15 protein-coding genes are annotated in these 15,996 nt (G+C 41.7%); 2 read left to right on the forward strand and 13 right to left on the reverse strand.

Annotated elements, in window-relative coordinates; genetic code table 11:
- Positions 1-99 precede the first annotated feature (99 nt).
- Together degU and NSQ76_RS17540 are read right to left on the reverse strand one after the other, a co-directional pair.
- Positions 100-789 carry a two-component system response regulator DegU gene (gene degU / locus NSQ76_RS17535; RefSeq protein WP_008348273.1) on the reverse strand — a complete coding sequence of 230 codons (690 nt, stop codon included), beginning with the start codon at positions 787-789 and terminating at the stop codon, positions 100-102.
- A gap of 64 nt (positions 790-853) precedes the next feature.
- Positions 854-2,029 carry a sensor histidine kinase gene (locus NSQ76_RS17540; RefSeq protein ID WP_003213166.1) on the reverse strand — a complete coding sequence of 392 codons (1,176 nt, stop codon included), beginning with the start codon at positions 2,027-2,029 and terminating at the stop codon, positions 854-856.
- A gap of 220 nt (positions 2,030-2,249) precedes the next feature.
- On the opposite strand from NSQ76_RS17540, the gene NSQ76_RS17545 reads away from it, so the two are divergent.
- Together NSQ76_RS17545 and NSQ76_RS17550 are read left to right on the forward strand one after the other, a co-directional pair.
- Complete coding sequence (locus NSQ76_RS17545) at positions 2,250-2,918, forward strand: YigZ family protein (RefSeq protein WP_012011434.1); 669 nt, start codon at positions 2,250-2,252, stop codon at positions 2,916-2,918.
- Entirely contained in the window at positions 2,903-3,994 is a 1,092-nt protein-coding gene (locus tag NSQ76_RS17550) for an LCP family protein (protein WP_034623744.1), read from the forward strand. Before NSQ76_RS17545 ends, NSQ76_RS17550 begins: the two co-directional genes overlap by 16 nt.
- 35 nt (positions 3,995-4,029) lie before the next feature.
- On the opposite strand, the gene NSQ76_RS17555 is transcribed toward NSQ76_RS17550, so the two are convergent.
- The 11 genes from NSQ76_RS17555 to NSQ76_RS17605 form a co-directional block, all read right to left on the reverse strand.
- Positions 4,030-5,097 carry a glycosyltransferase family 4 protein gene (locus NSQ76_RS17555; RefSeq protein WP_024423627.1) on the reverse strand — a complete coding sequence of 356 codons (1,068 nt, stop codon included), beginning with the start codon at positions 5,095-5,097 and terminating at the stop codon, positions 4,030-4,032.
- 134 nt (positions 5,098-5,231) lie between these two features.
- Positions 5,232-6,428 carry a teichuronic acid biosynthesis protein TuaH gene (gene tuaH / locus NSQ76_RS17560; protein ID WP_341055797.1) on the reverse strand — a complete coding sequence of 399 codons (1,197 nt, stop codon included), beginning with the start codon at positions 6,426-6,428 and terminating at the stop codon, positions 5,232-5,234.
- 19 nt (positions 6,429-6,447) lie between these two features.
- Positions 6,448-7,203 (reverse strand): teichuronic acid biosynthesis protein TuaG, encoded by a 756-nt coding sequence (tuaG, locus tag NSQ76_RS17565; protein ID WP_171464729.1) that lies wholly within the window; start codon positions 7,201-7,203, stop codon positions 6,448-6,450.
- Positions 7,204-7,227: 24 nt separating this feature from the next.
- Positions 7,228-7,905, reverse strand: a complete 678-nt coding sequence (tuaF, locus tag NSQ76_RS17570; protein ID WP_024426261.1) for a teichuronic acid biosynthesis protein TuaF — start codon at positions 7,903-7,905, stop codon at positions 7,228-7,230.
- A gap of 61 nt (positions 7,906-7,966) precedes the next feature.
- Entirely contained in the window at positions 7,967-9,427 is a 1,461-nt protein-coding gene (tuaE, locus tag NSQ76_RS17575) for a teichuronic acid biosynthesis protein TuaE (RefSeq protein WP_341055167.1), read from the reverse strand.
- 39 nt (positions 9,428-9,466) lie between these two features.
- Positions 9,467-10,396 (reverse strand): NAD-dependent epimerase/dehydratase family protein, encoded by a 930-nt coding sequence (locus NSQ76_RS17580; protein ID WP_135031304.1) that lies wholly within the window; start codon positions 10,394-10,396, stop codon positions 9,467-9,469.
- A 14-nt stretch (positions 10,397-10,410) separates the two neighbouring features.
- Complete coding sequence (gene tuaD / locus NSQ76_RS17585) at positions 10,411-11,748, reverse strand: UDP-glucose 6-dehydrogenase TuaD (protein WP_135031306.1); 1,338 nt, start codon at positions 11,746-11,748, stop codon at positions 10,411-10,413.
- A 79-nt stretch (positions 11,749-11,827) separates the two neighbouring features.
- The gene (gene tuaC, locus NSQ76_RS17590; protein WP_034623733.1) at positions 11,828-13,012 is read right to left on the reverse strand and encodes a teichuronic acid biosynthesis protein TuaC; all 1,185 of its coding nucleotides are present in this window, start codon (positions 13,010-13,012) and stop codon (positions 11,828-11,830) included.
- Positions 13,009-14,460 carry a teichuronic acid biosynthesis protein TuaB gene (gene tuaB / locus NSQ76_RS17595; protein ID WP_034623731.1) on the reverse strand — a complete coding sequence of 484 codons (1,452 nt, stop codon included), beginning with the start codon at positions 14,458-14,460 and terminating at the stop codon, positions 13,009-13,011. Before tuaB ends, tuaC begins: the two co-directional genes overlap by 4 nt.
- 18 nt (positions 14,461-14,478) lie before the next feature.
- Positions 14,479-15,138, reverse strand: a complete 660-nt coding sequence (locus NSQ76_RS17600; RefSeq protein ID WP_034281119.1) for a sugar transferase — start codon at positions 15,136-15,138, stop codon at positions 14,479-14,481.
- A 199-nt stretch (positions 15,139-15,337) separates the two neighbouring features.
- On the reverse strand, positions 15,338-15,925 hold the full coding sequence (locus tag NSQ76_RS17605) for a hypothetical protein (protein ID WP_034623729.1): 588 nt from the start codon (positions 15,923-15,925) through the stop codon (positions 15,338-15,340).
- Positions 15,926-15,996: the final 71 nt, after the last annotated feature.

The following is a 15,996-nucleotide window of genomic DNA, read 5'->3' on the forward strand; positions in this document are numbered from 1 at the left end:
GCTATATCCGAAAAAGACTCCTTACCCTGTCTATCATTTCTCTCCACCTAAAATGTGAGAGAATAAAAACAGGCGAAAAAGGAGTACTTGTCCGGAACATTATCTCATTTCTACCCAGCCGTTTTTAATAGCTACAACAACAGCTTGTGTACGGTCGTTTACATTCATTTTTTGCAAAATGTTACTCACGTGGTTTTTAACTGTTTTCTCACTAATAAAGAGCGATTCACCGATTCCTCTGTTGCTCTTTCCGTCAGCTAACATTTGAAGAACTTCACATTCACGTCTAGTTAAGATATGAAGTGGTCTGCGAATTTCAGGATATACCTCATGCTGTGGATGTGCTGAAACGCCGCTGGTTGCCAAGCGTCGGAATTCATTTACTAAATTATGAGTGACTTTCGGATGTAAATAAGAGCCTCCGTCAGCTACAACTTTCACTGCTTCGATAAGTGTGTCTGCATCCATTTCTTTTAGCAGGTAGCCTCTCGCCCCTGTTTTCAATGCATGTGTTACATAGTTTTCATCGTCATGAATAGATAGAATAATGACTTTTGATTCGGGATAAAGCTCAACAAGCTGCTTTGTAGCCTCAACACCATTTACATTCGGCATATTAATGTCCATAATGACAACATCCGGATGATAGTGTTCTACGATACGTGCAGCTTCGTCACCGTCGTCTCCTTCTGCAACTACTTCAAAAGTAGGTTCAAAATCTAAAATCCGTTTGACACCTTCACGGAATAATTGGTGGTCATCAATAATTACAATATTTACTTTAGTCACAAGCTACGCCTCCCCATGTTTATTGTTCTATACCTGAACTTTATGGTCAATATGTCTTTTGACTCTATTTTACAATTTTATTTTGCAATGTTAATGGCACGCGAATCATGATAAATGTCCCTAGACCTATTTTTGAGTCTATGGTCATTTTACCTTCCAGTAAGTCTACGCGTTCTTTCATGCCAAGTAAACCGAAGGATTTGTTTTTGTTTGTTTTCACATCTTTCATATCAAAGCCTTTTCCATCGTCTTTAATAATTAAGGTCACAAAGTCTTTCGTTACTTCTACTTTGACAGAGATTTCTTCAGCTTCAGAATGTTTTAATGAATTTGTGACAGCTTCTTGGGCTAGTCTAAACAGTGCTACTTCAAATTGAGAAGCAATTCTTTCGCTTTCTGTATCACCTAGGCATTGAAACGTAATTTTGGTTTTCCCATCATATTCTTCAATTGTGTTTAAGTATTTTCTCAGTGTCGGAATCAGACCCAAATCATCTAAAGCCATCGGTCTTAAATCATAAATGATTCTTCTCACTTCGTACAGTGCATTCCGCACATTCTGTCTGAGACTTCTAATTTCTTTAAAACCTTCTTCTGTACCGCGGTCTCTAAAAATCCGTTCAATTAATTCGGAACGCATCATCACGTTTGCCAGCATTTGAGCAGGACCGTCATGAATTTCCCGAGACACTCTTTTGCGTTCTTCTTCTTGGGCTTCAATAATTCTCAGCCCAAAATCTTGTTTTGCCTGAGCATCTTCAAGTAAAACGCCAACCTGGCGTAAATCCTGATTGAGATAGTTGAGAACAACTGTAATCTGACTCACAAGCGTTTCAGAACGTTCAATGACGTCTTGTAAGCTTAATAATCGTCTTTCCAGATCGTCTCTTCTTTCTCTCAGCTGCTTCTCGCGCTGCTGAATCATGGTGAGTTCCACTTGCAAGTTATGTGCTTTTTCGTAGGCCTCACGTATTTCTTCTTCGCTGAATTTGTTGAAGTTTCTGCTGACCTCAGATAAGCGGTTTCTAGCATGTCTTGTATGGACTTCCAGCTTATCCCCAAAATCAATTACTTCGTTTACTTGCTGTTTGATTTGCTTCAGCTCTTCTACTAGGCTTTCATATTGTTGACGGGACTGTTCGCCTATTCTAAATACTTCGTCCTTGCTGCCATCAACTGTACTTAGCATTTTCATGATGATTGAATCCAATAATTTCGGATCCATTTTGGGTGTTGTCATGGCTTTTCCCTCCCGTAACAGTGATGTCATCTTTTTTTATTATAAATGTCATTGATCTGCATTTTATGTCGAATTATAATGAAAGAATGCGTATAATCATGAAGTTTTTATGACGACCCTTTTTCCGCTCCTATCATCATAACAAAATACGCTGTAAAATTCTAAAACCAATGCAAATTTTCACTAGTCTTACAATTTGCTTGTCAGGAGGGTATGTCTTTTGCTGAATCGCTATCTTACAGTAAAAAGTCGTGGCGAGCATGAGATCGTCATTGAAAAATCACGTTTTATTTGTCATATACAGCGTGCTGTCTCAGAAGAAGAAGCACAAGCATTTATACAATCCATTAAAAAACAACATTGGAATGCCACACATAATTGTTCAGCCTATCTCATTGGTGAACATGACCTGATTCAAAAAGCGAATGATGATGGTGAACCAAGCGGTACAGCAGGTGTGCCAATGCTTGAAGTGCTAAAAAAACGGAAGCTGAAAGATACAGTCGTTGTGGTCACTCGTTATTTCGGCGGTATCAAGCTAGGTGCCGGTGGATTGATTCGTGCCTACGGAAAATCTGTATCAGAAGCTATCAACCATGTTGGAATGGTAGAGCGCTGTTTAATGCGTACAATGCACACAACAATAGATTATACATGGCTTGGAAAGGTAGAGAATGAGCTTAGAGCCTCATCTTTTCAGCTAAAAGAAATCCATTATGCAGAAGATGTTATTTTTGAGACATATGTCGAAGAAACACAAACAGAGCAGTTCATTGAGTGGATGACTGAGCTGACAAATGGAAAGAGTGTTACAAAAGAAGGCGAACTGATTTATTTAGAAAAGGACATTGGTCCGATAAAGGAGACAGATGAATGGCACAACGAGTAAAAGTGCGTGTACGAAAGAAAAAAAGTAAAAAGAAGAGAATTATCAAACGTATTCTGGTCTTATTTTTGCTTCTTATCATCTGCATGGGCGGATTTGCAGTATATAAAATCGTCAATACTCTTCAAGCTGCTGACAAAACATATGATGAACTAAACCGTGGAGAGAAATCGAATCTTCGTGATGCTGTCATTGATATTAAGAAAAAACCTTTCTCTGTATTATTTGTCGGAATTGAGGATTATGCCACAAAGGGTGATCATGGCCGTTCAGATTCACTCATTGTCGCAACGATTAACCCTCAAGACAAAACGATGAAAATGGTTAGTATTCCTCGTGACACACGCGTACAGCTTGCAAGTGATACAACAGGAAGTAAAGAAAAGATCAATGCAGCATTTGCTAAAGGTGGTAAAGATGAAACGATTGAAACTGTCGAACAATTCTTGCATATTCCGATTGATAAGTATGCAACCGTTGATTTTGACGGATTCAAGGATGTCATTGATGAAGTCGGCGGAATTGATATCGATGTTCCATTTGACTTCAATGAAAAAAGTGATGTTAAAAAATCGAAAAAGATTTACTTCAAAAAAGGCAATATGCATTTAAACGGGGAAGAAGCACTTGCTTACGCACGGATGAGAAAACAAGATCCACGCGGTGATTTCGGACGTAACGATCGTCAGAAACAAATTTTACGTGCAATGATTGATCAAATGGCGAAGCCAAATAACATTGCGAACGTCGATAACATTGCTAAAGAAGTCAGTGATCACATTACGACCAATTTCCGTATCACAGAAGGTCTTGCGCTTCAGCAAATCTACAGCGGATTTAAAGGAGACGACACAGAAACTCTTTCTATTAAGGGATCAGACCTTTATTTAGGGCCAAATCGCACGTATTACTTTGAGCCAGATCCGACCAATTTAGCTAACGTACAAAATGAATTACGGACGCATTTAAAGCTTCCTACTGAATCTTCAACTGAAACAGATTCACAAACCAATCCGTCCTCTGGTGAAACAGGGTCAAGTGATACAACTAACTCATCGACCAGCACACCTGGACAATAATAAAAACAGCCCAGTTCCTAGGAACGGGCTGTTTTTTACTGTCTTTTGACCATTCGTTTATAAAATTTCGTAAATGGTTTAAACTCTTCATTCACCAAGCCTGTGACTTCTGCAATCACCTGCATGAACATGACCAGTAAAAAGATAATAATCAGTGATAACCAAATGGTGGCGCTTGTCAGCAAAATTGCACTTAAGCTAAAGACTAAGCCAATCATATAAATCACGATAACAGCCATGCGATGAGACAAGCCAAAGGCCATCAGTCTATGATGAATATGAGACTTGTCAGGTGCTGAGATCGGCTGTTTGTTTAATATTCGTCTAATGATGGCAAAGGTGGTATCGAAAATTGGGACACCTAAGATGATCACTGGGACAACAACACTAAACAAAGTGACACTTTTGTACAGCCCTAATAGTGACAACACCGAAATCATATAGCCTAAAAAAAGCGAGCCGGTGTCACCCATAAAAATCTTCGCCGGATGAAAGTTGTAAAAGAGAAAGCCGATGGTACTGCCAATGACAACAAGTGATAAAGAAAGAATCAAAATTTTATCAGCTGAAAATGCCATCACGGCAATAGTTGATAAACCGATGACAGAAATACCGGCAGCCAGTCCATCAAGGCCGTCAATTAAATTAATGGCATTTGTGATTCCGACAATCCATAACACGGTTAGGGGATATGCCATCCAGCCTAACTCAATTCGATCTGTTAAGAAAGGAACAGAGAAAAAGTCCATTTTTAAGCCTGTGCTTACAATCAGGCAAGCAACAAGAACTTGTACGAGAAATTTAAATCTTGCACTTAAATTATATTTATCATCAAATATACCTAGAATGACGATAAGTACGGCACCAACTGAAATTGCTGTAATTTTATTATGTAGAAACAGCCCGCCTGCTAATGCTCCAGCCGCTACCCCAATAAAAATTGCCAAACCGCCCATTCGAGGCATTACTTTATCATGAACTTTTCGTTTATTCGGCTGGTCCACTGCACCAATCTTAATTGCAAACTTTTTGACGATTGGTGTCACAATTAAAACTGTAGCCAGAGAGACAAAAAACGCTAATAAGGCGCGTTCGTAATCCATAGGTCAGTCTCCTTCTAAATTGAAATCTGTATTTTGTATATTGGCCGCTCTTTCCATTATACAATTGAATAGAGGATGATCACAAGCTCCCCCTGTGAAGAAGAAACAAATAAAAACGCACAATCCCTGATGAATTATGCGTTTTCTTTAATATTCGTTAGTTCCACCATATTTGTGAACAGCGCGTGCCAATCTTTTTTCTTCGCACGGCTTTGTCTTAGATGTCTATAGGTCATGTCGTCTTTTTTGCTGATCACTTTTTGGCAGGCTTCTACGAAGAGCGCAGGATCCTCGCCTTCTAAATATTCATACACATCATTCTCTTTTAGCCTTTCCGTTGACGGAAGATTTAAACCAACAACCGGTATTCCTGCGGCTAAAAATTCATATAGCTTGAGCGGAAACACGGCTTGATTGTAAGGAGATTGTTTGTATGGCATCATACCTACATCAATCAGCTGCATATATGCAGGCACTTCTTCTGGTGCAACAGCACCTGTCCAAATCACATTCGGCAGTTTAAGTGCATGCTGAAAAGATGGATCACCATTTGTTCCATCCGGACCGACAAATAAAAATGTCCAATCAGGCTGCATGCGGGCAGCTTCTGCTATCATGTCAAAATCCAGCTTCGGCTTGATGCCTCCAATAAAACCAAGAACAGTTCCTTCTCTACCTTGCAGCACATCCTCCTTACATGGAAGATTGCTTTTTGCAAACACATCGTACTCAACGCCATTTTCCACTGTAAACACATCTTTTGGTTCGCCCATAAGACGCTTTTTGATTTGATCGTGTAAGTATTGAGAAGAGCATGTAATGCTGTGTGCGTATTTGATGATTCGATTTTCTGCTTTCACAATGACACGCTGCCTTATATAAGAAAGCAAATTATTTTTGCCGCTTATCGGCTCTCCCCACAGGTCACTGCAGTCATAAACAATATGTTTCCATTCAAATAAAGAAGATAAGAGCGGAAAGCCCGGAAACGTATACCATAAGCAAACAGCGATTCCCTTCTTTTCTTCCTGCCGCAAATGCTCAAGAAGAGGGGACAATTTATGAATATAGAACATGTCTTGATATCGGCCAAAGCGGAAAAATTTGCTCTTGAGCACATCAGGAATGGTCAATTGCTTCATTCGATCGGTTATGGGCTGAAAGGGAGCTGTATGACCAGATGCAGATGGGCATACCCAGATGACCTCTTTCGTTTCTGGATCAGATGCTAGAAATTCCGCCAGTCGATGCCGTCTGTACCTCAAGCCGTCCTGTCCCCATTCTCCCGTCGCTACGATAACATGTATGATCGAGTCTGCTTTCACCTTTATCACCTTTTTTCCCTTCTGTTTATAAGCGCTTCTTCACAGCATTTGTCGCATAGTGCATAAAACACCAAGATGCTTTGACAAAATGAAGCTGCTCAATTTCTCTGTAGACGAACCACGTTTTTTTCGCTGCTTTCCACTTGTTACTAGAGATCGAGTTTCCAACGATGCGGTATTCACTGAGCGGTTCACTCATTCCATAGGCTGTAAATCCTCTTTTTAATATGGACAGCCACGTAGCTAAATCCTGTCTTGTGCGGATGTTCGGCATTTCTACATGTCCTATCTTCTCTACATCAAGCATCACCGTTAAACAGCCGATAATGGTATTTTTCAAAGCTTCATCATAAGTTAATCTTGCTGGTGCAGTGACAGTTTTTTCTAAAGGTTCTCCATTTTCTGCAATGATGTCATACGCCGTGAATGTAAAGGCATAATCGTTTGTCAGCATAAAGTCTACCTGCTGTTCAAGCTTCGTCTCTTTCCACTTATCATCGCTATCTAAAAAAGCAATAAAGCGGCCTTTTGCCTGGTTGATGGCTGCGTTTCTAGCGATGGCGGCTCCCCCATTTTGCTCTAAATAAATGACGTGGATTCTGTCGTCTGCTTCACTTAAGTCCTCAAGCAGCTTCCTTGTTCCATCTGTTGAACAATCATCTGCGATGATCAGTTCCCAATTAGAATAGGTTTGGTCAAGGACGGAATGAACTGTATCCGTTAAATAGCGTTCCGCATTATAGGCCGGTGTAATGATTGATACTAACGGTTGATTGTTCACCTAAGACTCATCTCCAGTTCATCATTAAGATTCTTTGAACACTTCGGGTAAGACCACAAACATGAGCGAGATACTAAAGCCAATGACAAGTCCAAGCAGTGCCCGCTTTTTCGCTGACATGCCTTTATTGCCTTCATCAAGAACTTGAGCAGGATCAACAATCTTCGCCTGCTTCATTCCAAGCTTTGTAGACTCCAATTCATATAAAAATCGCTCTTTATCTACTTTGGAATCGTTGCTGACAGATTCGTCTTCTAGAGCAGATAATCTACTTTCAATCACCTGCTGCCTTTTTGTAAATAATGCTTTGTCTTGCTTCAGAAATGTATCTGACACCTGCTTCACGACAGCTAAAGCATGATCCTTATCAGCATCTGTGAAGGACAGCTGTAATTGAGTATCTGATTGATTGGTGAGGATGAGGCGGCTTTTCACATCCTGCCTTTCTTCTTCTTTCACATCACTGAGTGCTTCATTTAAAAATGCATCGCTTTTTAATAGAGATGTCACTTCTGCGATATTGTTATACACTCCGTCATCATATTTACCAAGTGTAAGCGTAACGGCAGCTGTGTAACTAGACTGCTGCACTGTTCCTTTGGCAAAAAAGAATCCAAAAGCGCCTAATACGACAGGCAGCAGCACAAGCCATACAATATACTTTTTGATTCGCTTCCCTATTCTAGATATGAAACCAGACATGTTCATTCTCCCAACATTGACGTATTTGCTTTTTCATTAGTGTAGCCATACCAGCGCAGCATCACACCCGGTTTACCAAGCGCTGTTTGTTTTTCAACATATTCACCGCTGCGATCACGAGTCCTAAAAAGACCCAGTGGAAATATAAATTCGAGACAGAACTAGGACTGATACTTGAAACGAGAAAGCTCAGCATGGCAGCAAACAAACCTTCAATGATCATTTTTGCTGATCTTGTGTCAGCCCATTGGTATTGTTTATACAGCGTGAACATGAGATAAGCGTAGACGGAGATATAGCCAAGCATGACCGCAAATCCAAAGTTCGTCATCACTTCCAGCAGCCAATTGTGCACTTCAACGACTTGATCTGTATCAAAGATCGAAAAGTGGGCTAAGTAGTAAGACACATTCCCCGCTCCGACACCAAACCCGTATGAATCCGTAAAGAAATGCCATGCATTTTTGATCAAATTCGCTCTCGCAATGTTGGATGGGAGTGGTTCACTAAAAGAATGGGCGACCTGAGAAGCGAGAAACAAGTCATAAAAGACTGAATAAATCTTGGCTGAAAAAACAGCGATACAGATGACACCAAGTCCGCCTGCTGCGATGAGTGACCACTTTTTGAGAAAGCGCGGCATTAGCAGCCACACATAGATGACCACTCCTGCAAATATACCAAGCAGGCTGGCGCGGGATTCTGTTAACAAAATGAGATACAGTGCTGCGATGGCGCCAAATAATCCAAAGGCTTTGATATAACCATTTTTCATTTGCCGCATACACGCTAAATACAAGAAAAAGCTAATGGATAAAAACGTCGCAAAGTCATTTTGGTTAAAAAAGACAGCTGTAGGATAGTGCTGTTTATAAGCCGGCCCAAGATACAATGAAGTATTCGGTAAATGGTTCAAAGTAAAGTGATTATAAAACCCTATCCCCATGACAAATACAGTCATGATGAGCCAAATGCTATAAAAGGTGACCACTTGATCCATTCGCTGAATGTACATGACCACAAGAAAGATAAATCCCATCCCCATCGCAAGCAGGGACATATATTTGAGACCGTCTGTGACCGAATGAGCCCACAGCAGTGAGATGAGCCCGTAAAGAAACCATGCAGCGAAAAAACCAAGAATGCCTTTTACACGAATCTGCTGCCACTGCGATATGTACGTTCCCTTATCTCTCATCCGCCTTATGAATAAAGCAAAGGCGGCAATGAGCATGATACGGTAGAGAAAAAGACTAAAGAACCCGGCACTAATTGAAAAGAAAGCGTTGTTGAGAAAGGTCAATGAAATTAAAAGATATATGGCTGACATGAACACTTGCTCACCATTCATGTATAGCTTCATTAACACGAGAAAAGCCGTCAGGACTAAAAGCAGGACCGGAATGGCGACCATCTTTTTTAACCCGGCGGGCTGCGCAGACGCCAATTGTACAAGTCCTAGCCCTGCTGCAAATAATATACATCCGATCATGATTTGCCATGCTGTTTGTTTCACACTCATACCCATTTTCCTCCTAAGCAACCCATCCGATTTGAGGGATTAAGCCTTGATTTCCTGTTTATAGTAGGAAATGGTACGAGCCAAACCTTCCTGTAAACTCACAACAGGCTCCCATGCTAAGACTTGTTTCGTTTCCTCATTTGCCAATGTACTATGCACGATATCTCCTGCACGCTGCGGCTTGTAAATCGGTTCAAGCTGTGATCTCGTTACCCGTTTCATCGTTTGAAACAGTTCATTCACAGTGATGGAATCACCACACGAAATATTTAAACAAACGTTTGATTGGGCTGTTAAAGCTGCAACATTTGCTGCCGCTAGATCACCCACATAGATAAAGTCTCTTGTTTGTTCCCCATCTCCAAAGATAAAAGGAGCCTCATCCTTTGCAAACTTATCAGAGAAAATAGAGACAACACCGCCTTCGCCAAGTGCATCTTGGCGCGGACCATATACATTGCTGTACCTGAGAATACAATAGTCCACATCATAGAGTGATTTTGCCATTTCTAAATACCGCTCTACTGTCAGTTTTGCTAAGCCATAAGGTGAACCAGGCTTTAGCCGGTGAGCGGTGTCTACTGGCAAATACACCGGGTCTCCATAGACAGCTGCCGATGAGGCAAAGATGACTTTTTCCACTCCTGCTTCAGCCGCAGCTTTCATGACGTGCAGAGATCCTTTTATATTGACCTCTTCGTCATATACGAAATCCTGAACGGAAACGGCTACACTTACTTGTGCTGCAAGATGAATGATATAATCCGGTGCGATTTGTTTGATCAAATCAATCGTCGCTGGCTTTGTGACATCTGCCTCCATACATTGCACGGAAAGATGAGCAATATTTTCTCGTGATCCAGTCGAAAAGTTATCAAGAACGATGGGCTCATAGCCTTTTTCTAGTAAAGCCTCTACCGTATGTGATCCAATAAATCCGCTTCCCCCAGTAACCAATACTTTCTTCATCCAAGCTCCCCCTGTTATTGTGCCTTCGATACCAATTCTGCTTCCCATACACTTGGGCGGCCGATAGACTGGTAAATAAATCCTCTCTCTTTCATTTCTGCTGGATCAAACAAATTCCTTCCATCAATTACAATCGGCGAACGAAGCAGCTGCTTGAGCTGGTCTTTATCCATCCTCTGTACGTCATCCCATTCTGTTAGGATGAGACAGGCATCTGTATCTTTTACTGTTTCGTACAGGTCGTTGCTGAAAACTGCCTGCGGGCCAAGCTCACGTTCAGCTTCTACATAAGCAATCGGATCATAGGCTTTCACAAAAGCCCCCAGCTCTCTCAGCATTGGGATAATATCTAGTGCAGGCGCTGAACGCATATCATTCGTATTCGGTTTAAAGGCAAGGCCTAAGACAGAAATGGTTTTTCCTTTAATATCACCGAACACACTCATCAATTTGCTGACCAGGTGGGCTCTTTGGTTGTTGTTCGTTTCAATGACAGATTCAATCAGCTTGAACCGGTATCCGGATGTTTCGGCAATTTTGAGAAGAGCCATCGTGTCTTTCGGGAAACAAGAACCTCCAAATCCAATGCCTGCTTTTAAAAATTTATGCCCGATTCGGCTGTCTAATCCAACTCCTTCACTGACTTTTTCAACGTCAGCGCCTACCCTTTCGCAAATATTTGCAATGTCATTAATAAATGAGATTTTTGTGGCAAGCATGGCATTTGCAGCATACTTAATCATTTCTGCACTTTCTAAGTTGGTCTCTACAACCTCTGTTTGAAACGGATCATGCAGTCTTTTGATGATGGTAGAGGCATGAGTGCTAGTCGAACCAATGACCGCCCGCTCCATATTCATCGTATCTTGAATCGCTGAGCCTTCTCGGAGAAACTCTGGATTGGATACGACATCAAAAGGATATTTGCTGCGCGATGCCTTTTCAACAATGGCTTGAACGAGACGGCCTGTTCCAACGGGCACTGTGCTTTTATTGACGATGATTTTATAGCCATTCATGTGTTCACCGATCGTTTGAGCGACAGCCTTCACATACGTTAAATCTGCTTCCCCCTGTGGTGTCATCGGTGTCCCTACGGCAATATAGATAATCTCTGATTCCCTAATAGCGGCAGGAATATTCGTTGTAAAAAACAGTCTTCCTTCTTCTGTATTCTTTTCAATCAATTCTTTTAAACCTGGTTCATAAATGGGAACGACACCACTTTTTAAGCTGTTGATTTTTGATTCATCGATGTCACAGCAGATGACACGATTTCCGATATCAGCAAAACAAGTACCCGATACTAACCCGACATAACCTGTTCCAATCACAGCAATTTTCTTCAACATTTTTCATCCTCTCAGTAAAAGCATATTGTCCGTTCCAAGCTGTTTATCTATCTATCATTCTTTGCACATTTCATCTTGTTTAAACGATGGATGTTGATTGATTGAACACCTTCTCATATTGCTGAATGAGATGTTTCGCATTATGTTCTGATGAAAATTCTGTATGAACCATTTCATGAAGATCGTTCTTCACTTCTTCATTCCATCTGTTTTCATAAAGGCAGGCGTGAATCGCCTCTTTCAGCTGACGCGTCGAACGCGGTTCAACGAGCAGGTGTTGATAGGTTGAAAATAAGGATGGGAGACCACCAACCCGGGTTGCAATGACAGGTACTTTTAAAGCGAGCGCTTCTAGAACGACGGTTGGCATTCCTTCACTGTAGGAAGGGAGTGCAAACAGATCAGCTGCCATTAAGTAGTCTCTCACCTGCTCATTCGGCACCTGCCCTGGGAGTATAATAGATGCCCCCGCCCGTTCCTTGAGTTCCTTTGCAAGGGGGCCTTTTCCAACAAAAACTGCTTTCACTCCATCCATGCTGCTGACAGCATCAGCTAATTCAAGCAAGCCCTTCTCTTTCACTAAACGCCCGACGAAAACAACGAGCTTATCTTGAAGCGGTAAACCTAAGTGTTTTCTGATGCCTTCTTGACCTTCTTCCGTTCTGGAAAATGATCGGAGCGGAATACCAAGCGGAAGACATTTTGCTTCTACCTTCGTCATCTCATTTGTCTTTTTAGCCAGCTCCCCACTCACTGTCAGAACAGCAGATGCCTGCCTCACCGCCGTTTCAAAGGCTGCCTTCGCCCCTTTGCTATAGTTCGGATATACATTCACATCACTGCCGTGCAAGGTCAGAAGATAAGGGATTTTCGTTTCTTTCTGAATAACAGCCGCCGCTCCGCCAGACGGCATGGCAAAGTGCGCATGGATAAAATCTGGTGACAGCTGATGACGCTGCATTGCTCTGAGAACGGAAGCCGCTATTCGTTTACTCGGCTGCGCCCATTTCAGCTGTCCAGGGAGCGCTGGATAAGGCGGTCTGTAAACCTTCACTCCGTTCCTCACTTCCTGTTCAGGCAGATCCCTTTTCTGCCGATAGGATGCCTTGAGCATCCGTAAAACCGGTGGATTCACTGGTTTAGGACAAATGACAGTCACTTCTATTCCTTGTTTGAGCAGCTCCTGTACTTGTGTTTCATGAAATACGCCCTCACTCGGATGTTTTTCACTAGGATATACACTTGTCAGCCATAGTACCTTCATGACGAACGACCTCTTCTCAATAATTTGCCTGCAGCCTGCGGATACATTTTGATGAGCAGCAAGCTATACAATGCAGCACTGACACAAACAGTCAGTAGTAATTGAAGTGAAATATCTGCTGACGTCAGCTTCATCCCTTGATGTAAAGCTACCGCACAGACCGCCATGAGCAGCGTCATGACAGCAGGCTTTCCAAGTGATTTTAAATACACCTTCATATCAAGCTGAATGACATATGCCATAAGCCATCTGCCGACAATAAAGTTGAGCAGACTGACACCTGAGTAGATCCAAGCTACTGTGAGCAGACTGCCTGTAGTGACACCTGCATATAATGCGCAGCCATACACGATGAGCATTCCCGTATCCCAATAAAAGGCTAAGTCCGCTCTCCCTTTTGCAAGAAGGATTGAACCGTTTGGATTCATCAGCACACGCAGCAGGCCGACAATGCACAATATATTTAAAACCGGGACCGCTACTAGCCATTTCTCTCCAAACACGACTTCTATAAAGCTGTCTGATACGGCAGCAAGGCCGATTAATAATGGAAAACTAACCAATGCGAGCATATTCGTCATACTTAGGAAGCCCTCTCGCAGCACGGAGTGATCCCGCTGACTTTTTGCGAAAACCGGGAAAGCCACTCTCGTCACAATCGGATTTATCTTCAGCACGGGTATTGTCACAATTTGATACGCCAAGCTGTAAATACCTAACGCTTCCGCTCCAAGAAACCGGCCGATTAAAATCATGTCGATGTTTGATCCTGCTCGGTTAACCAGTCTGGATGCGAGCTGGAATGCACCGAATGAGAAAAATTCCTTCACTTCTCCTAATGCAAATACAGGTGCTGGACGCCACTTCTTCCAATAAGCCGCTGCATACATGAGACCTTTTCCTGATTGCAGCAGCACTTGAGAAATGACATAGGCGACAATCGGATTCATGAAGAAGGCGAAAACGAGTAAAACGAGCAGCGATATGATGGTCGCAATGGCTTCAATGGTGCTTAATGTTTTAAAGGCTAAGTCTTTTTGCATCATATACTGGTACTGCTGGCCAATCGGTGCGATCAGAAACATGATCGATAATAGCTTGAGCAGACCCTCTAGCTCTGGCCGGTTATAAAAAGCGGCTATCATTGGGCTTAGCAGGATGAGCAGACAAAACAAGATAATCCCTGTGAGCAGGTTGATCCAATATAATGTAGATAATTGACGTTCTGTCGTTTGTTCCTTTTGAATGATTGCTGCCCCAATTCCTAGATCTAGTAAAATCTGCGTAAATATTGTGACAGTTGTGATCATGCCAACGAGTCCAAACTCCTTGAGTGACATCACGTTCCCTAAAAAAGCGAACTGTGCAATTTGGATGATGGTGATGATCAATGCGGACAAGCTTGTCCATTTTGCCCCGCCTAGCATGCTTTTTTTCATACTTGCCATTTCTCTTCCCTACTTTACTTATCTGGCTCCGTCACCAGTCATGATGACTTTTAACGTTTTTACCATAATCTTCGTGTCGAGAGAAAATGTCAAGTTTTGAATATACTGTAAGTCATGTGTTAATTTTTCACTTGGACTCATTTCATATCCGCCATTTACTTGAGCAAGACCTGTCAGCCCCGGCTTTACCGCCAACCTTTTTGTGAAGCCTGGAATCGTCCGATTAAATTCTGCGGTAAACATCGGTCTTTCTGGACGAGGACCTACGATACTCATTTCTCCTTTTAACACGTTGATAAATTGCGGAAGTTCATCAATTCTTGTTTTACGGATGAATGCCCCCACTTTGGTGATACGCGGGTCATTTTTTTGTGCCCATTTCGCTCCTCCGCTTTCTGCGTCAGTTCTCATCGATCTGAGCTTCCATAATTTAAAGTAAACACCGTCTTTCCCGACCCTTTCCTGCATATAAAAGGCTGGCCCTGGTGTTTCCAGCTTAATCAAAAGAGCAAACAGCAAAATGATTGGCGTACTCAACATCAATCCGATGAACGAGAACATTAAATCTATGAAACGTTTTGCAAATAAATAACGAACCATATGTTCTGTTAAGGCAAAAGAGTGATTTCGTCTCACTTCATATTCTCTGTAAAGATTCATCGCTTTCTCTGCACTCACTGACCTGCACCTCACCATTCAAAGTAGTTGTTGTGTAAAGAGATGTTCTATGAAAGTCAGTTTAGCAGAGCAACATTAAGCAAATGTAAATGCGCTGTTAAGTCTTGTAAAACTTTGTTAAGAATGTGCACTTATATCAAGTTATGCCCTTTTGAACGTAAAAAAGACCCGCAATTCTGCGGGTCTCCGGGTCTTTTCTTTATTTTGCTTTTACAGATTCGATCGTTTTTAATCGAAGTGTTCCGTTTGCATCTTTTGTATAGGTTACTTTTACTTTTGATTCTTCTTTTAAGCTGTTCACTTGTTTAGAAAATGTATTTCCGAATTGAATAGCTACTTCTTTTCCATCAATGTTGACAGCAATTGTATGTCCATCAGCCAAACCGACATATGTGCCTTCTTTGGTGACTTCATTTTTCTTATTAGTCGTTGATTCTTTCTTTGTTTTAGAGTCACCTTTAGAGTCAGCTTTTGATTGGTCTTTAGCAGGTTCTTCTTTTGTGATTTCTTTGCTTGAGCTGTCTTTTGCCTCTTCATCAGATTGACTTGCTGGCTCTTCTGTTTGAGCAGCTGTTTCTTTGCTTTGATCATCTGATTTTTCATTTTTTGATGATTGATCTTCTGATTTTTCGTCTGCAGCCTTATCTTTGTTTTGATCGGCTGCTTCAGTTGTTTCTTTTTTGCTGTCTTCTTTTTTGTTATCGCTTGATTGATTTGTTGTGCCGCACGCTGTGAGCAATACACCTAGAAGCAATACTAGAAACGGCATTGTGATTAATTTTTTCAAAATCGTCACCTCTTCATGATTTGTCGGTTTGCTGTCGTTTGAAGATTTATGTGTAAACCATTCACCTTCTA

It is taken from the genome of Bacillus sp. FSL M8-0256 (assembly GCF_038005765.1).
Lineage (GTDB): Bacteria > Bacillota > Bacilli > Bacillales > Bacillaceae > Bacillus > Bacillus safensis.